Genomic DNA, 23,601 nt, shown 5'->3' with positions numbered 1-23,601 from the left:
TGAAGCGCCTCGCGTCGTGAAACGCGCGCCCGCGGCGCTGCCACAATGGGGACCGACCCGTCAGGCCGCAGCGCCGCCCCGGAGCCGCTCTCGCGCCGGGCCGCCCGGCAACGACGGCCGCACCCGCCCGACACGGCCCCGCGGCCCACAGCGGCCGCCGCCCCGATGCCGAGGACCGCCCATGACCGCAGCCTCCCGCCCCGCAGACGTCGCGTCCCTGCTCTCCGGCGCCGACAGCATCACCGTGCTCACCGGGGCCGGGATCTCCACCGACTCCGGAATCCCCGACTTCCGCGGCCCGCAGGGCATGTGGACCAAGGATCCGGGCGCGGCCGCGCTGTTCGACTTCGACACCTACATGTCGGATGTGAACGTCCGCCGCAAGGTGTGGCAGATGCGCCGCGAGAACCCCGCCTGGCAGGCTCGGCCCAATGCCGCCCACCGCGCGCTGGCTGATCTGGACGCGGCGGGGCGGCTGCGCGCACTGGTCACCCAGAACATCGACGGCCTGCACCAGGCGGCCGGCGTCGCCGAGGGCCGCGTCCTGGAGGTGCACGGCACCATCCACCAGGTGGCCTGCATGGACTGCGGTGCCCGCACGCCCACGCCGCAGGTGCTGGAGCGGCTGGAGGAGGAGTCCGACCCGCGCTGCCCGGACTGCGGCGGCATCCAGAAGACCGACACCGTCTCCTTCGGGCAGCGCCTGGACCCGCAGGTCCTCGACGCCGCGGTCGAGGCGGCCGCCGAAGGCGGCGTGTTCGTGACGGTGGGCACGTCGCTGGGCGTGCACCCGGTGGCCGGGCTGTGCGACATCGCGCTGGACCACGGCGTGCCGCTTGTCGTCGTCAACGCCGAGCCCACGCCCTACGACGACCGCGCCCAGGCGGTCCTGCGCGACCCCATCAGCGAGGTCGTGCCGGAGCTGGCGAAGTACGCACTGGGTGCGCAGGCGTAGGCGCAAGAGGAGACAGGAACGTCTTCAGCGAGCGTTACCCCGAGCCCCAGTTCCCCCTGTCGCCGCTATCGACTGCATAGGGAAAAGGCTCTTCGACGGCCGGATCCCGGCGGCTCGGCCGTGGGGATCGGGGACGATCCGCGCTGCCTTCTGCAGCGCGTGCGAATTCGCCACCGTCCATTGCGGCGATGACGTCGCTACAGGACGCCGCGAAGGTGCCGTCGACGTCAGCGTCCTTCGCCTGCCCGCTCAACTGTTCGAGCGCCGGGTGCACCGCATCCGCCGGCACCTGCGTTGCGAAGTCCCGGTAGTGCATGATGCCGGCCAGGAAATCCTCCAGGATCGACAGCAGCGAGGTTCGATAGGTGTCGCCCGTCTCAGAGCCGACACGCTCGATGTAGGCCAGGTCCTCCGCCGCCTGGCGCAGCGCCAGTGCCTCGACGGTGCCGAGGGCCTCCGTGGACAGCAGCCGCACGTAACTCCGCAGCCGCCGCTGCTGCTCGTCGGGGTCGGCGGAGGGCAGAGCGAGCCGCAGCGACAGCACCTCGTGCGATCGGCTCCACACCGTTCGTTCCTCGGTGTCCTCCCGCCAGGACAGCAGGTCGGTGCCGACATGGGCCAGGTAGGGCAGTAGCATCAGCGTCATGCGGGCCGGCGTGCCGTTGATGCGCATCGCCGTCGAGCGCAGCAGCCCTCTGGTGATGCCCGAAGGCACGGTGATCGAATAGGGGTCGATCACCGATAGCCGGTCCCGCGTGTCGGAGGTGATCTCGAAGCCGACGCACTCGCCGACGTTGGCCTCCTCGTCGGCTTCGAGGGGGAGCAGGACCGTGCGCGGCGTGTGGCCGTCGTAGCCGACGTGGCGGAGCTGGACCGCGTCAAGCAGACCGTGCCACTGGGCGTTGGCCAGACCGCGCCACTGCCCCGCCAGCGCTCGCCAATCGCTCAGGTTCTCCCAGCCGTGCTCATTGTCGAACAGCTCCGCGATGTCGACGCCCTCCGGCGCCACGCGGGTGAGCAGCAGGACCAGGTTGGCGGTGTAGGCGGCCTGGCGCTCGGTGATCGGCAGTCGGCGGGGACGATATGCGGTATAGGAGCGGTTCTCGGGCGGGTAGTGGGCCTCGCGGAACAGTTCGAGCAGCAGCTCACGGTAGTCGGCGCGTTCGGCGGGGTCGCCGGTGAAGCGGCGGCGGAGCAGATCCTCGGTGAACTCCACCATCGCCGCGCTGCCTGCGAGCAGGGCGAACGAGGTCAGGGCATACAGCAGCCCGTCGTCCACGGGCGGCGCGGCGCGCGGCCGCCGCGCGGCGAAGCGGCGGGCCTCCAGCAGGTCGTCCAGCGCGTCGGTGACGGCGCGCGCCACCAGGTATTCGCCGAAGGTCGCGTGCAGGAACTCGAAGACACTGGCGGTTCCCGAAGCCGTCTCGGCCCGGGACTCGTGCACGAAGAAGAACCGCCCCAGGACCTGGTGGGCGTCGCTCACCGCCCCGTGCAGGTCGGCGTCCGCAGAGCGCTGTCCGGCATCGGGCATCAGCGCGGTGAGGTCGCCGTCCAGCTCAGCCGCAGTGACATGCTGGCGCCGCCGGACGAACATGGCGATCGCTACGACCTCCAGCCGGTGCAGCTCCTCCTCGACGGCGTCGGCCAGGCCCTGGTCGGTCAGGTTGGGCCGGTGCTTGCGCACCTCGCGTTCGGAGAACATCCGCAGCAGCTCCTCGTACAGCTCGCCGCGGGAGAGCGCCTCGCCGGAGCGCTGGAGGGAGTTGGCGCCGGAATCGTAGATCAGCAGCATGAGCAGCAGCAGCGGCTGCTCGGCGAGTTCCCGGTAGGCCAGCAGTGCTTCGGTGGTGGGAGGTTGCAATCCACGAGAGAGGTAAGCGGACTCGTTGGAGTGGCCCCAGATCCCCACCATCCGGGCGATCTGCCGCTCGTTGAAGGGCTCCAGGCGCAGCACCGGTGTCCGGACGGGAAAGCGGGTGCGCTCGGCCACGACGGTCCGGCTGGTCACGATGACGGCTACCGGTTGTCCCAGCGCATCCTGATGCCGCTGGAACTCCTGCACCTGTTCGAGGTAGTCCGAGCGGTCGATTCCGCTGGCCTGCACGAGCTCGTCCAAACCGTCGAGGATGACGACCGGAAGGGCGCCGCCGGCCGACGCGGCCAGCTCGCGCCAGTCCACCCGGGTCTTGAGCGCGGCCGCCAGTCCCTCCTCTATCTGCACGTGCAGGGGCGCGTTGGGTGGGACCGCGCGCAGCTCCACCCGCATCGCGAAGAAGTCGGAGACCGACAGCCGGGCGGCGAGCATCTCCGTCAGCACCGACTTGCCCGCTCCCGGATGGCCGAGGACGACGATCGGCGCCTCGGTGGCCTCCGAGACGGTCAGCAGCCCGGCCAGAAGCGACTCGACGTCCTCGTGTAGCGGCACATCCCGCCACCAGTTCTCGGTGGAGGGCCGATCGGCGGGAAACGCCAGGGTGAAGCGGCCGCGCGGTGTCAGGTAACCCGATTCCAGAGTCGGCAGCGTCAGCCCGGGCGGCGCGTCGGCGGAACGCAGCACGCGGCGGTCCAGAGCAGCCCGGTAAAGGGCGCACAGCTCGCTGCGGCGCCGGTCGAGGGTGCGCTTCGGCGAGTCCATCGCCTCGACCGTGCTGCGCAGGCCTTCCATACCGGTGTCGAGGTCGGCGACGCGCTGCTGCGTCGCCTCGTGCTCGGCCATGGCGGCCCATACGCCGAACTCGGGGATATCCGCGGCAAGCTGGCGGTAGGACTCGACGAAGCGCCTCCGGGCGAGCGCCGGAAGGCGCGCACCGATGGCACGCTCCGCTGCGTGCCGAGTCGTCGCGTCCATCCCCTCCCAGACCGCAAGGCCCCGCACGAACTTGGCGAGGGGGATCGCGATCATCTCGGCAGTGTCGGCTCCCGACGACAGGACGAAGCGCCCCCCGTCGACCCCGGCGGGGTCGGCGACGAGGTGTTCACCGAGCACGCGCTCGCACAGGAACAGTTGCTCCTCGCGCTGTGGATCGAGGTCCGACAGCCGCAACGGGGCGCGGGACTCCTCCAGCACCTCGTCGAGCGCCTCGAACACGGCGACCGCGACCAGGATGTTGTGCGCCGCCATGACGCGCTCGGTGCGATCCATCCGGCTGATGCCGGTGATCTTCTCGCGGATGCCCGTGAGCGCACGGCGCCCCGTCTGCGCGATCGCCCCGCCCGCGCTCGACAGTCCCGGCAGCCCCAACGCACCCAACCCGCCTCCGGCCAGCTTCTCCGCGAAGTCCAGCACCGCCGAGTCGTCCTGTCCCAGAACCTTCAGCGCGTCGGCGTAGCCGAGCCTCTTGGCCATTTGCGCGTGCGCCCTTTCCTGTTGTCGTTTCCGCTGCCGTGCTGCGCGTCGCGCACGCGCGCCAACACACCGACGACCCGATTCAAGTACGCCCGGGTATCGACCCGAAACCCCTCCGCAGCCCCGCATGCGGCCGCATCCGGCCGCGCGCCGGCCCAACGGCGGAGCGGCAGAAGAGCCGGGCGGCCCGCGCCGTGGCTCGCCCGCCGGGGCCCGCGGCACCGAAGCCCGCGGCCCTGCCGCACACCGCTCCCAGAGCCGCGGGACCGGACCGGCCCTACGGCAGCCGCCAGTCCAGCGGCTCGGCGCCCTGCTCCTCCAGGAGCTTGTTGGCGCGGCTGAACGGCCGGGAGCCGAAGAAGCCGTTCTTGGCCGACATCGGGCTGGGGTGGGTGGACTCCACGCACGGCACGCCCGGCATCAGCGGGCGCAGGTTGCGGGCGTCGCGGCCCCACAGGATGGCCACCAGCGGGGCGTCGCGCTCGGCCAGGGCGCGGATGGCCTGGTCGGTGACCTCCTCCCAGCCCTTGCCGCGGTGCGAGGCGGGCTTGCCGGGCGCCACGGTCAGCGCCCTGTTGAGCAGCAGGACGCCCTGCTTGGTCCACGGCGTCAGGTCGCCGGTGGAGGGCATCGGCAGACCGAGGTCGTCGCTGTACTCCTGGAAGATGTTGCGCAGGCTGCCCGGGAGTTTGCAGTCGGGCGCCACCGAGAAGCTCAGCCCCACAGCATGGCCGGGGGTGGGATAGGGGTCCTGCCCGACGATGAGCACCCGTACGTCCGAAAAGGGCTGCTGGAAGGCGCGCAGCACGTTGTCGCCGGAGGGCAGGTAGGTGCGGCCCTCGGCGATCTCCTGGCGCAGGAAGCCGCCCATCCGGCCGATCTGGTCGGAGACGGGGGCGAGCGCCTCGGCCCAGCCGTCGTCCATCATCTCGTTCAAGGATCGTCCTGACATGGCAGCACCCTAGCGGCCCCCGGCGACACGGCGTGCAGCCTCGGCCAAGCCCGCACACCCGGCGACGCGGGCGGTTCGCGCCGCCCGCGGACCACCGCGCCGTACTCCCGGCTACTCCTCGTTGTTCGGCTCGCCGATGCGCACCGACACCACTCCGGCCGTCTCCGCAAGCGCCGCCGCCAGCTCCTGCATGGGCGTGCCCCGGGTACCGCCGTGCACGTGCAGGGTCAGGTCGATGAATCCGCCTTCGGTGTCGCCCGCGTCGCGGCGCTGGGTGTCGACCTCCTGCACGGCGTAGCCGCGGCCGGTGACCTCGGTGAGGATGGCCCGCAGCGCGCCGCGGCCGTCCTGGTAGGCCACCCGGATGGGGGCGGTGAGCGGGCGGCGGCGGGTGATCAGCCGCAGCAGCGGGGGATAGCCCAGCGAGACCAGGTAGTGGGCGGCGGTCACCGCGGCGGCGACCAGCCACAGGCCGGCTCCGGCGGCGGTGCCCACCGCGGCCGCCACCCAGATCGTCGCCGCCGTGGTCAGGCCGCGCACGATGTCCTGGCGCACGAAGATGACGCCGGCGCCGACGAAGCCGATGCCCGAGGCGATCTGCGCGGCCACGCGCGAGGGGTCGAGCGTGATCTCGTCGTGCTCGATGACGTCGAAGAACGCGTACTTGCTGACCACCATGAACAGGGCCGCGCCCATCCCCACGAGGGTGTGGGTGCGCAGCCCCGCGTTCTTCTGCCGCAGCTCGCGCTCCAGGCCGATGAGCGTGCACAGCACCAGTGCGACGGCCAGCGCCGTCAGCTGCGGCCAGCCTTGGCCCTGCAGGAGGACCTGCGCGAAGTCGTTCATGACCGCCAGCTACCCCGTAGCAGGAGCGCTGTCCCGCCCGAATCGGCACGGGCCGCGGGCGGATCCGCCCGCGGCCGGGTGGTTCAGCCGCCCCGCCGGTGGCCGTTCTGATGGGACAGGTTCAGGGCGGTGGTGACCAGGGGCACGTGGCTGAAGGCCTGCGGGAAGTTGCCCACTTGGCGCCCCTCGGTGGCGTCCCACTCCTCCGACAGCAGTCCCACGTCGTTGCGCAGCGCCAGCAGCCGGTCGAACAGGTCGCGGGCCTCCTTCTCGCGGCCGATGGACAGCAGTGCGTTGGCCATCCAGAAGCTGCACGCCAGGAACGCGCCCTCGTCGCCGGGCAGGCAGTCGGCGACGTCCTCCCGGTCGGTGCGGTAGCGCATCACGAAGCCGTCGACCATCAGGTCGTCGCGGATGGCCTCGATCGTGCCGACGATGCGGGGGTCGTCGTAGGGCAGGAACCCGACCTCGGGCATCAGCAGCAGCGCGGCGTCGAGTTCCCTGCTGCCGTAGTACTGGGTGAAGGTGTTGCGCGTGGCGTCGTAGCCGTACTCGCAGACCTCGGTGTGGATGGTGTCGCGCAGAGCCCGCCAGCGCTCGATGGGCCCCTCCTTGCCGAAGTCCTCGATCGCGCGCACCGCGCGGTCGGCGGCCACCCAGGCCATCACCTTGGAGTGCACGAAGTGCTGGCGCGGCCCGCGGACCTCCCACAGGCCCTCGTCGGGCTCGTCCCAGCACCATTCGAGGTAGTTGACCAGGGAGCGCTGCAGCCCCCACACGTGCTCGCCGCCCTGCAGGCCGCTGCGCCGCGCCAGGTGCAGCACGTCCATGACCTCGCCGTAGACGTCGAGCTGGTACTGGCCCACGGCGGCGTTGCCGATGCGCACGGGGCGGGACTCCTCGTAGCCCGGCAGCCAGTCGGCCTCCCACTCGGCCAGCCGCCGCTCGCCCCGCACTCCGTACATGATCTGCATGTGCTGGGGTTCGCCGGCCACTGCGCGCACCAGCCACTCGCGCCAGGCCTGGGCTTCGTCGGTGTAGCCGCTGCGGATGAGCGCTTCGAGGGTGATGGTGGCGTCGCGCAGCCAGCAGTAGCGGTAGTCCCAGTTGCGCACGCCGCCGATGTCCTCAGGAAGGGAGGTGGTGGGCGATGCCACGATGCCGCCGCTGGGGCGGTAGGTCAGCGCCTTGAGGGTGATCAGCGAGCGCACGACGGCGTCGCGGTACTCGCCCTCGTAGGTGCACTGGTCCACCCAGCGGCGCCAGAACCGCTCGGTGCGCGACAGGGCCTTCTCGGCGTCGAGGTGGTCGGACTCCTCCACCTGGGAGGGGTGCCAGGTCATGACGAAGGGGACCCGCTGCCCGGCGCTGACGGTGAAGGTGGCGTCGTGCAGGAAGTTGTGGCCTTCCAGCGGCACGGGGGAGCTCATCCACACCGCGTCGGGCCCGGCGATGGCCACCAGTTCGGTGCCGCTGCGGTGGATCCAGGGGACGACGTTGCCGTAGTCGAAGCGCAGCCGCAGCGCGGTCTGCATGCGCACGGTGCCGGCCAGGCCCTCGACGATGCGGACGATGTGGGGGGCGCCGCCGCGCGGCGGCATGAAGTCGATGACCCGTACCGACCCTTCGGGGGTGTCCCACTCGGATTCGAGGATCATCGTCTCGGGGCGGTAGCGCCGCCGTGTGGCGCGCGGCTCGCCGTTGGCGGGACGCATCCACCAGTTGCCGTTCTGCTCGTCGCCCAGCAGTGCGGCGAAGCAGGCGGGGGAGTCGAAGTGGGGAAGGCAGAGCCAGTCCACGGAGCCGTCGCGCCCCACGAGAGCTGCGGTCTGCATGTCGCCGATCAGCGCGTAATCCTCAATCCAGCCGGACACGCGGCTCACCCCCTTCTCTACCAAGATCACGTCCGCGGACGTACCGTATCCAACTCCGGGCCGCCCCGCGGACCGTCGAGAGCGGTGCATGCGTGCCCCTCGGCGACGGTATCCGCGCCGGGCCGGTGTCGCGGTGGGCCGGTCGGCTGGCGGGCGGCATGTACCGCCCACTGTGGTCACGGTACCGGCTGAAGCGCTTTCCCTGGTGGAGGGCGGAGCAAATGTGCCTTAGCAGATACCCGCGGTGCGGTCCGGGGAAGAACCCGCGGTGCCGGGGGGCGCGCGGGGCTCCGAACAGGTCCGTCGGGACAACGGAACCAGGCCCCTACCAGGGGGTTCGTGCCTGGGAATCCGTTATTTCGACGTGATACGACCCCGGGGTGCGGCCCTGTGGCAGCCGGACCCGATCCCGGGTTTCGGGCCCATCCGTTTCCGTGGCGGCAGTGGCCGTGCGCCCCTGCGGGCGTCTCAGCGGCTCGTGCCCGCCTGGGCCGCCGCCGGGTCCGCCGGCCCCACGCGCAGCAGCGGCAGCGCGAGCTGGGCCAGGGGGCCGATGGCCACCGCGAACAGCAGAGTGCCGATTCCCACCGTGCCGCCGAGAAGGGCGCCGGCGACCACCACGGCGACCTCGATTCCGGTGCGGGCCGTGCGCACCGACAGGCGGGTGCGTTCGGCCAGCCCGACCATCAGCCCGTCGCGCGGGCCCGGGCCCAGCCGGGCGCCGATGTAGCAGCCCGTGGCCAGTCCGGTCAGCACGGTCCCCGCCGCCAGGGCGATCCAGCGTGCCGCCAGGCTCTCCACCTCGGGCAGCAGCCACAGCGAGGCGTCCACCGCCAGCCCCACCACCACGGCGTTGCTGACGGTCCCCAGCCCCACCCGCTGGCGCAGCGGCGCCCACAGCAGCATGACCGCGCCGGCCGTCAGGATGCTGCACGCGCCCACCGACAGGCCGGTGCGCTGGGCCAGGCCCTGGTGCAGCACGTCCCAGGGCATCGCCCCCAGCCGCGATGCGATCAGCAGTGCGCAGCCGAGCCCGAAGGCGCACAGGCCCGCATACAGCTGCACGAGCCGGCGCGCCCGAGGCGGGGGCAGCAGCGGGTGCAGGAACAGTCGCCGGACGAGCACGGCCGTGCGGGCGGGAGTGGACACGTCGACGCCTTTCCGAGTCGCAGCGCGCAGCCGGTGGGCCACTCGGGTAATGTTGGCCCCGCTCAGTCCGGGAAATAAAGCGCCAATTCAGGAAAGTGGCACCCCACGTGGTTGGTGAGCGCCGGATCAACGGACATCTCCTCGCCCGGCTCGTCGGCTCCGCGATCGAGGGCCGGCCCTACTACCTCGCGCTGGGCCGGGCGGTCAGCGGCCTCGTCCTGGACGGCCGGGTGCCCACCTTCACCCGCCTGCCGGCCGAGCGGGACCTCGCCGCCGCCTTGGGTGTCAGCCGCAACACCGTCACCGCCGCCTATTCGTGGCTGCGTGAGAACGGCTTCCTGGACAGCCGCCAGGGCGCCGGCAGCTGGACGGTGCTGCCCGACGGCGGCGCGGGATCGGGCGTGCTGATGCCCCGCACCGACAGCATCGACCTGGGCGTGGCCGCACCGGCCGCCGTCGACGGCATCCAGTCCGCCGCCCGCCTGGCGGTGGACCAGCTGGCCGCCCACGTCGGCGGGATCGGCTACAGCCCCCGCGGCCTGCCCGAACTGCGCCACGCCATCGCCCGGCGCTACGTCGAGCGGGGCCTGCCCACGGCCCCCGAGCAGATCTTCGTCACCGGCGGCGCCATGCACGCCGTCGCGCTGCTGATGGACCTGCTCACCGAGCCCGGCGACAGCCTGCTGGTGGAGTCGCCCACCTACCCCAACGCCCTGGACGCCGCGCGGCGGCTGGAGGCACGCGTACGCACCGTGGGGGTCACGCCCTCGGGGTGGGACATGGACCACGTGCTCGACGCCTTCCTGCGCATCAAACCCGCCCTCGCCTACCTCATCCCCGACTTCCAGAACCCCACCGGCGTGCTGATGGACGACGACGAGCGCGCGGCCGTGGTCGCCGGGGCCCGCCGCGCCGGCACCGCGCTCATCGTGGACGAGGGCGTGGCCGAGCTTGCGATCGACTCCGGCGACCTGCCCGCACCGCTGGCCGCGCACGACTCCGACGGCCGCGTGTTCACCGTCGGCTCGGCCGCCAAGACCTTCTGGGGCGGGTTGCGCATCGGCTGGGTGCGCACCACCCCGCCCATGGTCGAGCGGCTCAGCGCCGCCCGCCACCGCCTGGACCTGTCCAGCTCGCTGCTGGACCAGCTCACCGTCACCCACCTGCTCGCCGACACCTTGCGCATCCGCGCCGAACGCAGCCGCCAGCTGCGCCGCAACCGCGACGCCCTGGTCACCGCGCTGCGCGAGCAGCTGCCCGACTGGGAGTTCACCCGGCCCTCGGGCGGGCTGGTGCTGTGGGCGGGGCTGCCCCGCGCCGCCGCCAGCGCGCTGGGTGAGGCCGCGGCCCGGCACGGCGTCCACCTGGCGCCCGGGCCGCTGTTCGGTACCGACGGCACGCTGGAGAGGCGCGTGCGCCTGTCCTACGCCCAGCCGCCCGAGGTGCTGGCCGAAGGCGTCGACCGGCTGGCCCGCGCCTGGGCCGAGGCCCGCAGCCGCCCCGACCGCCCCCGCGCCGGCCTCTACGGCTGAGCCGGGCGCGAGGTTTCGGCGGTTGCAGCCTTGCGGCTCCCGCGCCGCCGTGGTCCGATAAGTCCCACGACGGGTGACCCAGGACACGATCGGGGGTCTCAATGCAGCAGAGCGCCAGCGGCACCGACAGCGACATCCTGCACAAGCGGCGGGAGGTCGACGCGGAGATCGACGGCCTCACCCTCGTGGACTGGCTGGGCCGAACGGCCGAGGAGCACGGCGAGAAGCCCGCCCTCTCCCAGCGCGCCCCCGGGGGATCGGACCCCGAGTGGATCACGCTGACGTGGGCGGAGTACCGCCGTGCCGCGCTGGAGACCGCGGCGGCCCTGGTCGAGTGCGGCCTGCTGCCCGGCGAGATCGTGGCCCTGATGCTGCCCAACCGCTCCGAGCACCTCGTCGCCGACATGGGCGCCGTGCACGCCGGCGGTGTACCCCTGACCGTCTACGCCACCTTCGCGCCCGAGCAGGTCGCCTTCGTCGCCGACGACTGCGGCGCCTCCGTGGCCGTACTGCAGGGCGCCGCCGAGCTGGAGCGCTGGCGCCCGGCCCTGGAGAACCTGCCGCACCTGCACACCGTGGTCCTGCTCGACGACGACGCGGTGCCGGCCGAACCCGTCGCCGGCGGCGCCGCGTTCGTCGGCTGGAGCGAGTTCCGCCGCCGCGGGCGCGACGCCTACGCCGCCGACCCCTCGCCCGTGCACGAGCGCATGACCGCCCTGCGCCCCGAGGACACCGCCACCCTGCTCTACACCTCCGGCACCACCGGCAGGCCCAAGGGCGTGCCCGAGACCCACCGCCAGGTGCTGTTCCAGGCCACCGCCACGCTGCGCGCAAACGATGTTCCCGTGGGCGGATCGTCGATCTCCTACCTGCCGCTGGCCCACATCGCCGAACGCGTCCTCAGCGTCTACCTGCCGCTGCGCGTCGCCGGGCACCTGCACTTCTGCCCCGACCCCACCCAACTGGGCGCCTACCTGGGCATGGTGCGCCCCCACACGCTGTTCGGCGTACCCCGCGTGTGGGAGAAGCTGCAATCGGGACTGTCGGCCGCACTGGCGGCCGCGCCCGAGGAGCAGCGCAAGGCCGTGGACGACGCGGCCGCGACGGCCCGCGCCTACCTGGAGGCGGGCCAGTACGGCGGCAGCCGCAGCGCCGAACTGGAGCAGCGCTTCGCCGAGGCCGACGAGAAGCTGCTCGCGCCGATCCGCGCCCTGGTCGGCCTGGACCGCTGCACCAGCTTCACCACCGCCGCCGCGCCCATGCCCGCGGAGACCCTGCGCTTCTTCAGCGGGCTCGGCGTGCTGGTGCGCGACGTCTACGGGATGACCGAGAACTGCGGCGCGGTCACACTCAACCGCGACGACGCCTACAAATTCGGCAGCGTCGGCCGGCCCTCCGACGGCATGGAGGTGGCGATCGCCGGCGACGGCGAGATCCTGGTGCGCGGCCCCGTCAACACCGCCGGCTACCTCAACCGGCCCGAGGACACCGAGGCGCTCTTCGACGCCCAGGGCTGGCTGCACACCGGCGACCTCGGCTCCATCGACGACGACGGGTTCCTGTACGTCGTCGACCGCAAGAAGGAGCTGATCATCACCGCCGGCGGCGAGAACATCGCCCCCGCCTCGGTCGAGAACCTCCTCAAGGAGAACGCGCTGATCGGACAGGCCATGCTCTGCGGCGACGGGCGCCCCTACCCGGTGGCGCTGCTGACGCTGGACGCCGAGACCGTACCGGGCTGGGCGTCGGCGCGCGGCATCGCCGAGACCGACACGGCCGCCCTGGCCGAGCACCCGCAGGTGCTGGCGGAGGTGCAGCGGGCCGTCGACGCCGCCAACGCCCGGCTGGCCCGCGTCCAGCAGGTCAAGCGCTGGCGGCTGCTTCCGGTGGAGTGGACCGTGGAGGGCGAGGAGCTGACCCCCTCGCTCAAGCTCAAGCGCCGGATCGTCCAGCACAAGTACGCCGACGCGATCGACGGCCTCTACGCCGACTGAACGCCGGCGCAGCGCTTGGCGAAGCGCACGACCTCCTCCAGCACCTCGTCGCGGTTGGTCTCGTTGAAGACCTCGTGCCGGGCGCCCGGAAAGATGCGCACCGCCACGTCCTCGCCGGCGAGCTCCTCGACGCCGACGCGGGTGTCGGAGATCGGTACCAGGCGGTCCTGGGACCCGTGCACCCACAGCAGCGGGGTCGTCTCCAGCGGGCCGTGCTCGCGGATGCGCCCCAGCGCCGCCTCGATCGCCTCCAGCATCCCCCTCTTGAACGGGCCGTGCCAGACGAGGTCGTCGGCGGTGTAGTCGGCCGCCACCTGCGGGTCGCGCGACAGCGTCGAGGGGTCGAGCGGCTCGTCGGGGATCTCGGAGGCGGCCAGCAGCCGCTCGGCCGCACTCCACCGGCCCAGCACCGGGCCCGACAGCGCCAGTCCCGCGAGCTCGCCGGGGTGCAGCTGGGCGTAGCGCGCGGCGATCATGCCGCCCAGGGAATGGCCGATGAGCACCAGCGGAAGCCGGCGGTAGGCGCTGCGGGCCTGGGTGACCAGCCGGTGCACGTCCTCGGCTACACCGTCGAAGTCGTCGACGAGCACCCGCTCGCCCGAGGACCGGCCGTGCCCGCGGTGGTCGAGCCCGTAGACCGCGGCCCCGCCGGTGGCCAGCGCGCCGGCGACGTGTTCGTAGCGGCCGATGTGCTCGCCGTAGCCGTGCGCCAGCACCGCCAGCCACGTCGGCTCGGCGCTCTGCGGCGCCCACGCCCGCGCGTGCAGGCGCTCGGAACCGTTGCTGCCGCCGGGAAGCTCCCATGCGCGCGATACGACCACTGCCACTCCTGAGCTGTTCGAGACGATCGTGTCGCGGGCAGCCTACGACCCCGCCCCGCACCTGTGCAGGCCCGCACCCCGGCACGGTCCGGCGCCCGTCGGGAGGGCTTCTACCGGCCGTCGGTCCCGGGCCCGCGGCGGCGCCCCGGCTGCGGGCCGCCCGCGCGGCGCGGGGCGGCGCCGGGCGCGGACTGCGGCGGCGCGACGCCGTCGTTCTGCAAATGCTCGTAGACGACCGACGTGCGCACGTCGGCGACCTCGCCGCGTTCGGTGAGCCTGTCGATGACGAAACTGTAGAGGGCCTCGTTGTCGGCGACCGCGACGTGGACGAGGAAGTCGTCGGTGCCGCTGGTGACGAAGACACCGAGGGTCTCGGGCAGCCGGCTGACCCAGTTGCGGAACGCCTCGATGTTGCGCCGGGCCGGCGGGCGGATCCGGATCGCGATCAGCGCCTGGACCGGGCGGCCGATCGAGGCCAGGTCGACGTCGAGCCGCGCGCCCCGGACGACGCCGCGCCGGTACAGCGAGCGGGTGCGGTCCAGCGCCGTGGTCGGGGAGACGCCGACGGCGGCGGCCACGTCGCGGTTGGTGCGCCGTGCATCGTGCTGCAGTTCCCGCAGGATCGCCGTATCAAGTGCGTCGAGAGGCTCCATCCTGCCACCGTAGCCGTATTGAATACGGGAGTGCTGGATCGCCCATGGGTATGCGTCTAGCTTGTTCCTTGTTGTCCGTATGTTCGACACCAAGGAGCTGTTCATGGCTGACACCTCGACAAGTACGGTCGGATTCGCCCCCGACGAGGTGGCCACCGGCGAGCCCACCCGCGCCGCGCGGCTGAAGTGGGTCGTGGTGGTGGAGGAGGGGACGCCGCCCGGCCGCGCGGTCAACGCCGCCGTGTGCGTGGCGGCCGCGACCTCGCAGGCCGTGGTCGGCCTCGTGGGCCCCGATGCCGAGGACGCCGACGGGTCGGTGCACCCCGGGCTGCCGTGGGCGGGCTGCACGATCCTGTCCGCCACCGCAGAGCAGCTGGCCGCGCTGCGCTCCCGGGCCGCGGCCTCCGACGGCGTCCACATCGCCGACATGCCCGCCGCGGCTCAGCAGACCCGCGTCTACGACGCGTACCTCGAACGTGTGGCGACCACGCCCGGCGCCGAGCTCGGCTACTCCGCGCTCAGCCTGGTCGGGCCCCGCAACCGGGTCTCCAAGATGGTGCGCGGCCTGAGCCTGCTGTCCTGATCCGGCTGCAGCCCCCCGTGGGGCCTCCGCCGGTGCGCCGGCGGATCACGCCTCGGCGCCGTTGCGTGTGCCGCCCGCCCAGACGGGGGTGCGCATCCCGCCCGCCAGGAAGGTGATGACCGGACCGGCCACGGCCAGGATGATCACGTAGGCCGCGGCGAAGGGCACCAGCTCCGGCGCGACGCCGGCGGCCAGGCCAGCGATGACCACGGAGAATTCGCCGCGCGGGATGAGCACGGTGCCCGCGCGCAGCCGCCCGCGGCGGCCGACGCCGTCGCGGCCGGCGGCGTAGTAGCCCACAGCCGTCTTGGTCACCGCCGTCACGGCGGCCAGCGCGGCCGCGGCAGGCAGCATCGGCAGCAGGTTGCGCGGGTCGATCGTCAACCCGATGGCCAGGAAGAACACCAGTGAGAACAGGTCGCGCAGCGGCTCGACGGCCACCCGCGTGCGCTGGGCGAGCTGCCCGCTCAACGCCAGCCCCACCAGGAAGGCGCCCACCGCCGCCGAGGCGTGTGCGGCCTCGGCGGCGCCCGCCACCAACAGGGTCAGGCCCAGGATGCGCAGCAGGAACTGCTCGGAGTCGCCGGTGTCGAGGACGCGGTTGATGGGCCCGTGCAGCCGCCGCGAGGCGAACAGCGCCACCGCCACCGCCAGCAGGGCAGTGGCCAGAGTGAACGTGGTGCGCCCCAGCGTGCTGCCGATCACCGCCGCGCCCAGCAGCGGGAGGTAAACCGCCATGGCGATGTCCTCCAGCACCAGCAGCGACAGCACCGAAGGCGTCTCGCGGTTGCCCAGCCGCCCCAGATCGTTGATCAGCCGCGCCACGATGCCCGAGGAGGAGATCCAGGTGATGCCCGCCAGCGCCACGGCGCCACGCCAGTCCAGCCCCAGAAGCAGGCCTGCCGCCGCCCCCGGAAGCGCGTTGAGCAGGGCGTCCAGCACCGAGGAGGGCAGGTGCAGCCGCAGGCTCTGCGAGAACTCCTCCGGGGAGAACTCCAGGCCCAGCAGCAACAGCAGCAGCACCATCCCGATGGCCGCCCCCGTGCCGATGAACTCGCCCGCCGCCGGCACCGGCGCCACACCGCCCTCGCCCAGCATCAGCCCCGCCAGCAGGTACAGCGGGACCGGGGACAGCCCCCAGCGCCGTGCGACGCTTGAGGCCAGGCTCAGGGCCACCAGTACGGCGCCGAGCTCCAGGAAGAGGGGGACGGAGATCTCCACGGCGGGGCCTAGGCGCCGCCGACGATGCGCTCGACCCCGGCGATGCCCTCGTCGGTGCCCACCACCACCAGCACGTCGCCGGCGTGCAGCGACTGCGCCGGGGTGGGGGAGGCGATGACGGACTCGCCGCGCACGATCGCCACGATCGACGCGCCGGTGCGGGTGCGGGCCCGGGTGTCGCCCAGCGTGTGGTCGCGGTAGGGCGAGTCGTCGCCGATCTCGATCTGGCCGGAGACCAGGCCGGGGACCTCGCGGGTGAGGTCGGCGAAGCGCTCGGCGACCCGCGGCGCGCCCAGCATCTCGGCCACGGCCTCGGACTCCTCGCGCCCCAGGTGCAGCAGGTGGCGCGGGGTGTCGGGGTCGCCTATGCCGTAGATGAGCAGCTCGGTGTCGCCGCTGCGGCGGGCGACCACTCCCACGCGTGCGCCGCGCGAGGTGGTGAACTCATAGCGGATGCCCACCCCGGGCAGCAGGATCTCGGTGACCTCCATGCAGCCCATGTTCCCGCGCCGCGGCCCGCCACGCCCAGGGGCGCGCGGTCGGCCGCCGCGGAGACGGCCGGAATCGGCCGGGCCCCTGCGGCGACACGATTCGTGGGATTGTATACAGGGCGGTGGCTGCGGCAGTACGATCTCAATACGGACGATGGTTCGCTGAACGGAACAATCGCCGATATCAGTCCAGTGGTCTACATATGCGACGAAGCAGGCATCTTTAGGTTGGAGCTGATCCGGGAACCCACCTAAGTGACGTCACCGCTGACGCATCGCATCGCTGAGGCTGGACGGCCGCCTGAAACTGAGAGGTGACGCCCCATGCTGGCCGATTCCTACGGAAGGGTCGCCACAGACCTGAGGGTATCGCTCACCGACCGCTGCAACCTGCGCTGTTCCTACTGCATGCCGCCCGAGGGCCTGGAGTGGCTGCCCAAGGACGAGGTCCTCACCGACGACGAGGTGAACCGCCTCATCCGCATCGGCGTCACCGCGCTCGGCATCGAGGAGATCCGCTTCACCGGCGGCGAGCCGCTGCTGCGCCGCGGACTGAGCGGCATCGTCGGCGCCGCCACCGCCCTGCGCCCCCGTCCGCAGACCGCCCTGACCACCAACGGGATCGGGCTGAACCGCACGGCCCCCGCCCTGGCCGAAGCCGGCCTGGACCGCGTCAACGTCTCCCTGGACACCGTGCGCCCCGACACCTTCGAGCAGCTCGCCCGCCGCCGCCGGCTGAACGACGTGCTGGAGGGCATGGCCGGAGCCGCCGCCGCCGGGCTCACGCCCGTCAAGGTCAACGCCGTTCTCATGCGCGACGTCAACGACGCCGAGGCACCCGAGCTGCTGCGCTACTGCCTCGAACACGGCTACCAGCTCCGCTTCATCGAGCAGATGCCGCTGGACGCCCAGCACGGCTGGCGCCGCGACACCATGATCACCGCCGACGAGATCCTCGACCGCCTCAGCGCCGTCTACGACCTCCGGCCCGCCGACGACCAGACCCGGGGCAGTGCGCCGGCCGAGCTGTTCTACGTCGACGGCGGTCCCGAGACCGTCGGCGTGATCGGGTCGGTCACGCGCCCCTTCTGCGGCGCCTGCGACCGGGTGCGGCTGACCGCCGAGGGCGAGATCCGCAACTGCCTGTTCGCCCGAGAGGAGTCCGACCTGCGCCCGCTGCTGCGCGGCGGCGGCACCGACGAGGAGATCGCCGAGCGCTGGCGGGCCGCGGTGGCCACCAAGCTGCCCGGCCACGGCATCAACGACCCCAGCTTCCTGCAGCCCTCCCGTCCCATGTCGGCCATCGGCGGCTGAGCGGGGTCCCTTCGCGGCGGTCGGCCGCGCTGGCCGCGGACCCGGCGTGACCGCCCGCGAGGGCCTCCGGCCACCCACCGGTCGCGCCCTCGTGCCTCGGCCGCTGCCGCTGGGCGATCACCCCGTCCGGGCGGTCAGACGCAGGGCGTGCCCGATCCTGCGGTCCGCGCTCGTCCCGATCCCGTCGGTCCCGAAGCCACGCTCGCCCCGGCCGTCGCCCCTCGTACGGGACCCGATTCGGCCGCCCGGAGCATGCGCGCGAACCCGGATCGCGGTACCGCGTGCGATTCCGGCTCGATCAACGGGCACGGGCGGGTAGTGGTGTCGGCGCGGGAAGGCGAGGAGGTGGACGCATGTCCTACACCGAAGTAGCGGGGACGCGCGTGCCCATCCGGATGTGGGCCGATCCCGACACGGTCGAGCCCCAGGCGATGGAGCAGCTGCTCAACGCCACACGGCTGCCGTGGATCCACGGCCTGGCCGTCATGCCCGACGTCCACTACGGCAAGGGCGCCACCGTGGGATCGGTCATCGCCACGCGCGACGCGGTCTCGCCCGCGGCCGTCGGGGTCGACATCGGCTGCGGCATGACCGCGGTGCGCTCGAACCTGGCGGCGGGCGATCTCCCCGACGACCTGGGGAAACTGCGCTCGGCACTGGAGAAGGCGGTGCCGGTGGGATTCGCCGCCCACAAGCGCCCCGTCGACCCCCGGCAGGTCCACGGGCTGCCCACAGCGGGCTGGGACCGGTTCTGGGCGGGGTTCGACCGCCTCGCCGGACCCGTGCAGAAGCGCCGCGAGCGCGCCGCGCACCAGATGGGCACCCTGGGCGGCGGCAACCACTTCCTCGAGGTCTGCGTGGACGGTGACGAAGCCGTGTGGCTGGTCCTGCACTCGGGCTCGCGCAACATCGGCAAGGAACTCGCCGAGTACCACATCGAGCGCGCCCGCGGCCTGCCGCACAACCGCGACCTGCCCGATCGCGACCTCGCGGCGTTCGTCACCGGGACCCGGGAGATGGAGGACTACCGGCGCGATCTGTACTGGGCCCAGGAGTACGCCCGCCGCAACCGCGACATCATGATGGGCCTGGCCTGCGACGTGCTGCGCCGGCGGATCCCCGGCGTCCGGTACGGCGACGCCGTCTCCTGCCACCACAACTACGTCGCGGAGGAGACCCATGACGGAGTGCCCCTGCTGGTCACCCGCAAGGGCGCCATCCGCGCGGGCGAGGGGGAGTACGGCATCATCCCCGGCTCCATGGCCACCGGCACCTACATCGTGCGCGGGCTGGGCAACCCCGACTCGTTCGAGTCCGCGGCGTACGGGGCCGGTCGGCGGATGAGCCGCAACCGGGCCAAGCGGCGGTTCACCCGCGAGGACCTCGTCGCCCAGACGGCGGGTGTGGAGGTCCGCACGGACACGGGCGTCCTCGATGAGATCCCCGCCGCCTACAAGGACCTGTCCGCGGTGATCGAGGCCCAGACCGACCTGGTCGAGGTCGTGGCGCACCTGCGCCAGGTCGTCTGCGTGAAGGGCTGAAGCCGGCAGGACCGGGGGCCCGCGGGCCGTCCGGATCCGTGTGCGGCGGCCCGCGCGCCTCGGATCGCGAGCGGGGGAGCGGGGCGGGGGGCCGCGCCGGGCGCGGTGGCATGCTGAAGGCGGGCGCCGCCTCCGCGGCGGACCTCCGGGTGCGAAGGGGACGCGATGACCGAGCCCGAACCGTTCGACGCGGTGATCCTGGCCGGAGGAGCGGCCCGGCGCATGGGCGGCGGCGACAAGCCCGGCCTGGAGGTGGGCGGGGTGAGCCTGATCGAGCGGGTGGCCGCCGCCGCGGCCGCGGCCGGCCGCATCGTCGTCGTCGGCCCGCCCCGCGAGCGCCCCGCCGCCCACTACGTCCGCGAGGATCCGCCGGGCGCCGGCCCGGTGCCCGCGCTGCGCGCCGGGCTCGACGGCGTGCAGCAGCCGAGCTTCGCGCTACTCGCCGGCGACCTGCCCTTTCTTGAGGCCGCGCATCTCGACGTCCTGCGCCGGGCGGCCCGGGGCCGCAGCGGGGCCGTGCTCGTCGATCCCCAGGAGCGCGTGCAGTGGCTGCTGGGCGTGTGGAGCGCCGCGGCGGTGCGCGGCGCCCTGGCCGACTACACCGGCCGCTCGCTGCGCGGCCTCCTGGGCCCGCTGGAGCCGCGGGAGGTCGCGGCCCGGGGCGCACTCGCGCGTGCGGCGCTCGACTGCGACACCCCGGAGGAGCTGGCGCGCGCGGCCGGCGAGGACCCGGCACGCGAGGAAGGCGGCGGGCACGGGGTGTCCGGGTTTCCCGATTGATCCGTCTGCGTGATCGGTGCCCGTCCGTCCGTGCCGCCCTCGCGCCCAGGCAGGGCACTGCCGGACGCGACAGCGGGTCAGCGGTCCTCGGCACGAACCTCGCCGTCCCGGCCCGGCTCGGCGGCGGCGCCCTCGTCGCCGTCCTCGGCCTGCTCGGCCCGGGGCTGCAGGAACAGCGAGGTGAGCACCGCGATCCCCAGGGCCGTGGCCGCGCTGGCCCAGCCGACCGCCGACAGGCCGGTCATGAACGCGTTCTGCGCCGCAGCGAGCAGGTCCCCGGCCAGGTCCGGGGGCAGGTCCTCGGCCGCCGCGGCGGCGCCGGGCAGACCCTCGCGAGCCTCCTCGGCGGCCTCGTCCGGGACGCCCCCCGGCAGCTCGATCACGGAGCGGTAGACGGCTGTGCCGACTGCGCCCAGCGTCGCCACGCCCATCGCCATGCCCAGCTCCGAGCACGTTTCCGACATCGCCGAGGCCGATCCGCTGCGCTCCCTGGGCGCCGCTGCGATCACCAGCACCATGAGCGGGCTGAGCCCGAATGTGATCAGCGCACTGGCCACGATGCCCAGTACCAGGCCCTCTTCGCCGCCTACCTGGGTGAACACCGCGAACCCGATCGCGGCCACCAACAGGCCCAGCGCGATCGTGCGGTCGGCGGACAGCTTGGCGGCCACCGCCGGCGCGATCATGGCGCCGACGATGTCGGCGACCGCGTAGGGTGCCATCCACAGCCCGGCCCAGATCGGCGGCAGCCCCTGCACGATCTGCAGGTACTGCGCGAACAGCAGTACGAACGCCCACGAGGGAGCTCATGCACTCGGACCGGCAGGGCGGAAGGGGAACCTAGCCCTCGAAGTCGGCGACGGGCACGGTCTCCAGCAGGAACCCGCGCTTGTCGAGGAACTCGGCCAGGTAGGCGCGGTGCTCGTCGCAGGCAACCCAGGTCTTGCGGCGCTCCGGGGTGTGGACCTTGGGGTTGTTCCACACCAGCACCCACGCGGCGTCGGCGCGGCAGTCCTTGCGCGAGCAGTGCGGCGCCTCGTCCTCGGGCGCTGCTCCGCTTTCAGTCACCTGGGTGCTCCCCTCCTGCTCGTCCTCCGGCGCGCCCGGCAACGGCTACGCAAAGTACCGGGCGGTGCACATGAAAAAGCGACGTCGGGTGGCTACGGGGGCAAACCACCCGACGTCGCAACCGGTGTTCCGACGGGGGCTCGAAACACCGCGGCAGCGCTCCGACGGGGGACCGAAGCGCTGAACCCCAATGTACACGGCACATCCCCTGTGTACGTCAAGACTTAGTTACGACGTGATCTCGGGAGAGTGCAGTAGCCCGTGAGTCCAAAGTCCCGAAACGTGAATAAGTGCCCATGCTTCACATGTGTCACGCACCGCAGCGGCCGCGGACCACGGGCGTGCAACATCGTGCTTAACGGAACGCCAAGCGGTCAGTGGCCTCGGCGCGCCCCCGTGCCGCGGCGCCGGGGCGGCGGCAAGTGTGGGGGCAACACGTCCGAGGAGGAGCAGAACCCATGTCGCACAACACCTACAGCGTCACCGAGATCGTCGGCAGCTCGCCCGACGGCCTGGAGCAGGCCATCCGCAACGGCATCGAACGCACGGCCTCGACCGTGCGCCACCTCGACTGGTTCGAGGTCACCGAGATCCGCGGCCACCTGGAGGACGGCGCGATCGGCCATTTCCAGGTGGGTATGAAGGTCGGCTTCCGCCTCGACGAGTAGCGCGGGCCCGACTGCCCGTACCGCCGCTCCCGTCCGTTCGGAGCGTCGGTGAAACACGTGCGGACGCGGGGGCGGCGGCCTGGGCCGGGGCCACGAGCCGTCCCCTGCCTGCGTCGCCGTGCTTCGTCCACGGCACCCTCCTGGCCCCGGTCCTGGGAGCACGCCGCCGGCCACCCGCCCCGAGCGGAGCGTGCCCGGGGACGCCGCGGCCCTCCTGCCTGCCCAGGGGCCCAGGGCCGGCAGGAGCGGCACCGCCTTTCGAAGGAACCCGCCGGGGACCGCCGCAGCCCGTCGCCGTGGAGGCTGCGGTGCCCCGCCCCCGGCGTTCTCGGAGGGTTCCTCGCGTTCCGGGGCGCACCGGGACGCAGCACGCGCCTTCGCGAACGGTGTCAGGACGCCTGGCTGACCGTGGACATGTTGAAGTCGGGGATCCGCAGCGGGGGCATGGCCGTGCGGGGGAAGCTGTCGCCGATCTCGCGGCCCAGGGTCGGCACGGTGGCCCCGGACTGGGTGGCGCGGTCGAGCAGGGACACCGGCGACTCGTTGAACCGGAAGTTGTTCACCGCGCCGGTGACCTCGCCGTCTTCGACCAGGTAGACGCCGTCGCGGGTCAGTCCGGTCAGCAGCAGGGTCTGCGGGTCGACCTCGCGGACGTACCACAGGCACGTCAGCAGCAGCCCCCGCTCGGTCTGGGCGACCATCTCGTCCAGCGTCGCGGTGGCGGCCCCGCCCTCCAGCACCAGGTTGTCGATGTGCGGGGTCAGCGGCAGCCCGGTCAGCTCCGCCGAGCGGCGGGTCTGGGTCAGCGACGTCAGCTTGCCGTCGGAGATCCACTCGGTGCGCCCCAGCGGCTGCCCGTTGTCGAACGCCGTCACCCGCCGCCCCGGCGCCGGTGCCGCGACGAAGGGCGCGCACTCCAGCCCCGCGTGGGCCGGATCGCTGAACAGGGTCAGCGGCATGCCCGCGAGCCGCTCGCCCACGCGGGTGGCACCGGCGCCCTCGGCGCCCGAGAACACGGTGCGCCCCTCGGCGGCGTCGCGCGCCGTGGCCGAGAAGTACAGCTCGGCCATCATGTCGGCGACCGCACTGGGCGGCATCAGGGTCTCGTAGCGCCCGGCCGGCAGGTCGACGCGGCGCCGGGCCCAGCGGACCCGCCGCGCCAGCTCGTCCTCCAGCGCCTCGACGTCGACATCGGCGAAGTCGCGTGTGCCCCGGCCGACCCACGCCGAGTGGCCGCCGTCGGCGGCGGAGAAGGACTCTCCGGTCTTGGCGTTGAGCTCGACGGTGCCCGAGGGCTGGTCGTGGCGCAGCCGCACCCCGGCGGAGCTGCCGAAGAAGAGCGAGGAGACGGTGTGCTCGGCGTAGCCGTAGAACCGCCGCCCGGCCGCCGAGCCGCGTTCGAAGGCACGGCCCAGTCCCGGCGCCAGGCCGGAGAACACCGAGATGTCGGTGGAGGGCACCGGCGCGTCCCATTCGGCGGCCTCGGGCACCCGCGCGTGATCGGGTTCCAGCAGGGGAGCGGCGTCCTCGGTCGGCAGGGCTTGATCGGCGGCGTTCTCGGCCGCGCGCACCAGGTCCTCCAGATCCTCGCCCGCCACGCCGGTGCGGGTGCGCGTCCCCACCGAAACGCCCCGGCCCGAGTTGCGCAGCGCGATCACCGTGACCGTGCGGGACCGCGTGGCGCCGTTGGTGGTCAGCGAGTTTCCGGCCCAGCGCAGGTTGGCGGTCGCGTCCTCCTCGACCAGGACCATGCAGCCGTCCGCGCGCGCCAGCTCCAGCGCCCGCTCCACCACCGCCTGCGGAGTCATGCCGC

At 72.9% G+C, this 23,601-nt stretch carries 20 protein-coding genes; 8 read left to right on the top strand and 12 right to left on the bottom strand.

The features are described 5' to 3' along the window. Positions 1-181: 181 nt before the first annotated feature. Complete coding sequence (locus LP52_RS10955; protein WP_040272933.1) at positions 182-955, top strand: SIR2 family NAD-dependent protein deacylase; 774 nt, start codon at positions 182-184, stop codon at positions 953-955. Positions 956-989: 34 nt separating this feature from the next. Here the strand turns inward: LP52_RS10955 and LP52_RS10950 are convergent, their stop codons facing one another. The 5 genes from LP52_RS10950 to yczE form a co-directional block, all read right to left on the bottom strand. Further along, positions 990-4,301, bottom strand: a complete 3,312-nt coding sequence (locus tag LP52_RS10950; RefSeq protein WP_052809712.1) for an NACHT domain-containing protein — start codon at positions 4,299-4,301, stop codon at positions 990-992. A gap of 277 nt (positions 4,302-4,578) precedes the next feature. Further along, complete coding sequence (locus tag LP52_RS10945) at positions 4,579-5,253, bottom strand: uracil-DNA glycosylase (protein ID WP_040272931.1); 675 nt, start codon at positions 5,251-5,253, stop codon at positions 4,579-4,581. 111 nt (positions 5,254-5,364) lie between these two features. Next, entirely contained in the window at positions 5,365-6,099 is a 735-nt protein-coding gene (locus LP52_RS10940; protein ID WP_040272930.1) for an MgtC/SapB family protein, read from the bottom strand. An 83-nt stretch (positions 6,100-6,182) separates the two neighbouring features. Further along, positions 6,183-7,973, bottom strand: a complete 1,791-nt coding sequence (locus LP52_RS10935) for a glycoside hydrolase family 15 protein (RefSeq protein ID WP_274518802.1) — start codon at positions 7,971-7,973, stop codon at positions 6,183-6,185. A gap of 468 nt (positions 7,974-8,441) precedes the next feature. Then, positions 8,442-9,122, bottom strand: coding sequence for a membrane protein YczE (gene yczE / locus LP52_RS10930; RefSeq protein ID WP_052809711.1), 681 nt, complete (start codon positions 9,120-9,122; stop codon positions 8,442-8,444). A gap of 107 nt (positions 9,123-9,229) precedes the next feature. Here yczE and yczR point away from each other — a divergent pair, with 107 nt between their 5' ends. Further along, positions 9,230-10,654: a MocR-like transcription factor YczR gene (gene yczR, locus LP52_RS10925; RefSeq protein ID WP_040272928.1), complete on the top strand. Its 1,425-nt coding sequence runs from the start codon at positions 9,230-9,232 to the stop codon at positions 10,652-10,654. Positions 10,655-10,755: 101 nt separating this feature from the next. Next, positions 10,756-12,648 (top strand): AMP-dependent synthetase/ligase, encoded by a 1,893-nt coding sequence (locus tag LP52_RS10920; RefSeq protein ID WP_040272927.1) that lies wholly within the window; start codon positions 10,756-10,758, stop codon positions 12,646-12,648. Here LP52_RS10920 and LP52_RS10915 read toward each other — a convergent pair. Together LP52_RS10915 and LP52_RS10910 are read right to left on the bottom strand one after the other, a co-directional pair. Continuing rightward, positions 12,636-13,469, bottom strand: a complete 834-nt coding sequence (locus LP52_RS10915) for an alpha/beta hydrolase (protein ID WP_040272925.1) — start codon at positions 13,467-13,469, stop codon at positions 12,636-12,638. The genes LP52_RS10920 and LP52_RS10915 overlap by 13 nt on opposite strands. A 110-nt stretch (positions 13,470-13,579) precedes the next feature. After that, positions 13,580-14,122 carry an Lrp/AsnC family transcriptional regulator gene (locus LP52_RS10910; RefSeq protein ID WP_084723109.1) on the bottom strand — a complete coding sequence of 181 codons (543 nt, stop codon included), beginning with the start codon at positions 14,120-14,122 and terminating at the stop codon, positions 13,580-13,582. Positions 14,123-14,225: 103 nt separating this feature from the next. Between LP52_RS10910 and LP52_RS10905 the strand changes: the two genes are divergently transcribed. Continuing rightward, entirely contained in the window at positions 14,226-14,705 is a 480-nt protein-coding gene (locus LP52_RS10905; protein ID WP_040273008.1) for a DUF2000 domain-containing protein, read from the top strand. A 45-nt stretch (positions 14,706-14,750) separates the two neighbouring features. Here the strand turns inward: LP52_RS10905 and LP52_RS10900 are convergent, their stop codons facing one another. Both LP52_RS10900 and LP52_RS10895 read right to left on the bottom strand, forming a co-directional pair. Further along, positions 14,751-15,926: a cation:proton antiporter gene (locus tag LP52_RS10900; protein WP_052809709.1), complete on the bottom strand. Its 1,176-nt coding sequence runs from the start codon at positions 15,924-15,926 to the stop codon at positions 14,751-14,753. A gap of 8 nt (positions 15,927-15,934) precedes the next feature. Next, entirely contained in the window at positions 15,935-16,417 is a 483-nt protein-coding gene (locus tag LP52_RS10895) for a cation:proton antiporter regulatory subunit (protein WP_040272924.1), read from the bottom strand. A 324-nt stretch (positions 16,418-16,741) separates the two neighbouring features. On the opposite strand from LP52_RS10895, the gene moaA reads away from it, so the two are divergent. The 3 genes from moaA (at position 16,742) to mobA (ending at position 20,052) form a co-directional block, all read left to right on the top strand. Beyond that, positions 16,742-17,731, top strand: coding sequence for a GTP 3',8-cyclase MoaA (moaA, locus tag LP52_RS10890; protein ID WP_040272921.1), 990 nt, complete (start codon positions 16,742-16,744; stop codon positions 17,729-17,731). 353 nt (positions 17,732-18,084) lie between these two features. Next, entirely contained in the window at positions 18,085-19,272 is a 1,188-nt protein-coding gene (locus tag LP52_RS10885) for an RtcB family protein (protein ID WP_040272920.1), read from the top strand. A gap of 165 nt (positions 19,273-19,437) precedes the next feature. Continuing rightward, complete coding sequence (mobA, locus tag LP52_RS10880; protein WP_040272917.1) at positions 19,438-20,052, top strand: molybdenum cofactor guanylyltransferase; 615 nt, start codon at positions 19,438-19,440, stop codon at positions 20,050-20,052. A 77-nt stretch (positions 20,053-20,129) separates the two neighbouring features. Here mobA and LP52_RS10875 read toward each other — a convergent pair whose 3' ends face one another. Both LP52_RS10875 and LP52_RS10870 read right to left on the bottom strand, forming a co-directional pair. Next, on the bottom strand, positions 20,130-20,810 hold the full coding sequence (locus LP52_RS10875) for an MFS transporter (protein WP_052809708.1): 681 nt from the start codon (positions 20,808-20,810) through the stop codon (positions 20,130-20,132). Between the two features lie 82 nt (positions 20,811-20,892). Next, positions 20,893-21,120 carry a hypothetical protein gene (locus tag LP52_RS10870; protein WP_040272916.1) on the bottom strand — a complete coding sequence of 76 codons (228 nt, stop codon included), beginning with the start codon at positions 21,118-21,120 and terminating at the stop codon, positions 20,893-20,895. Positions 21,121-21,578: 458 nt separating this feature from the next. On the opposite strand from LP52_RS10870, the gene LP52_RS10865 reads away from it, so the two are divergent. Further along, the gene (locus LP52_RS10865; protein WP_040272914.1) at positions 21,579-21,788 is read left to right on the top strand and encodes a dodecin; all 210 of its coding nucleotides are present in this window, start codon (positions 21,579-21,581) and stop codon (positions 21,786-21,788) included. Positions 21,789-22,177: 389 nt separating this feature from the next. On the opposite strand, the gene LP52_RS10860 is transcribed toward LP52_RS10865, so the two are convergent. Then, positions 22,178-23,596 carry a metallopeptidase TldD-related protein gene (locus tag LP52_RS10860; RefSeq protein ID WP_052809707.1) on the bottom strand — a complete coding sequence of 473 codons (1,419 nt, stop codon included), beginning with the start codon at positions 23,594-23,596 and terminating at the stop codon, positions 22,178-22,180. Positions 23,597-23,601 lie beyond the last annotated feature (5 nt).

The sequence above is a fragment of the Streptomonospora alba genome (genome assembly GCF_000826685.1).
Taxonomy (GTDB): Bacteria; Actinomycetota; Actinomycetes; order Streptosporangiales; family Streptosporangiaceae; genus Streptomonospora; species Streptomonospora alba.
This window is presented reverse-complemented; position numbering and strand designations above follow the sequence as displayed.

What these genes read in the sequence shown, in the direction of transcription:
- LP52_RS10955 (WP_040272933.1), top strand. Translation starts at nt 182, where the DNA reads ATGACCGCAGCCTCCCGCCCCGCAGACGTCGCGTCCCTGCTCTCCGGC.
- LP52_RS10920 (WP_040272927.1), top strand. Translation starts at nt 10,756, where the DNA reads ATGCAGCAGAGCGCCAGCGGCACCGACAGCGACATCCTGCACAAGCGG.
- mobA (WP_040272917.1), top strand. Translation starts at nt 19,438, where the DNA reads ATGACCGAGCCCGAACCGTTCGACGCGGTGATCCTGGCCGGAGGAGCG.
- LP52_RS10940 (WP_040272930.1), bottom strand. Translation starts at nt 6,099, where the DNA reads ATGAACGACTTCGCGCAGGTCCTCCTGCAGGGCCAAGGCTGGCCGCAG.
- LP52_RS10860 (WP_052809707.1), bottom strand. Translation starts at nt 23,596, where the DNA reads ATGACTCCGCAGGCGGTGGTGGAGCGGGCGCTGGAGCTGGCGCGCGCG.
- LP52_RS10945 (WP_040272931.1), bottom strand. Translation starts at nt 5,253, where the DNA reads ATGTCAGGACGATCCTTGAACGAGATGATGGACGACGGCTGGGCCGAG.
- LP52_RS10950 (WP_052809712.1), bottom strand. Translation starts at nt 4,301, where the DNA reads ATGGCCAAGAGGCTCGGCTACGCCGACGCGCTGAAGGTTCTGGGACAG.
- LP52_RS10895 (WP_040272924.1), bottom strand. Translation starts at nt 16,417, where the DNA reads ATGGAGGTCACCGAGATCCTGCTGCCCGGGGTGGGCATCCGCTATGAG.
- LP52_RS10865 (WP_040272914.1), top strand. Translation starts at nt 21,579, where the DNA reads ATGTCGCACAACACCTACAGCGTCACCGAGATCGTCGGCAGCTCGCCC.
- moaA (WP_040272921.1), top strand. Translation starts at nt 16,742, where the DNA reads ATGCTGGCCGATTCCTACGGAAGGGTCGCCACAGACCTGAGGGTATCG.
- LP52_RS10905 (WP_040273008.1), top strand. Translation starts at nt 14,226, where the DNA reads ATGGCTGACACCTCGACAAGTACGGTCGGATTCGCCCCCGACGAGGTG.
- LP52_RS10885 (WP_040272920.1), top strand. Translation starts at nt 18,085, where the DNA reads ATGTCCTACACCGAAGTAGCGGGGACGCGCGTGCCCATCCGGATGTGG.
- LP52_RS10910 (WP_084723109.1), bottom strand. Translation starts at nt 14,122, where the DNA reads ATGGAGCCTCTCGACGCACTTGATACGGCGATCCTGCGGGAACTGCAG.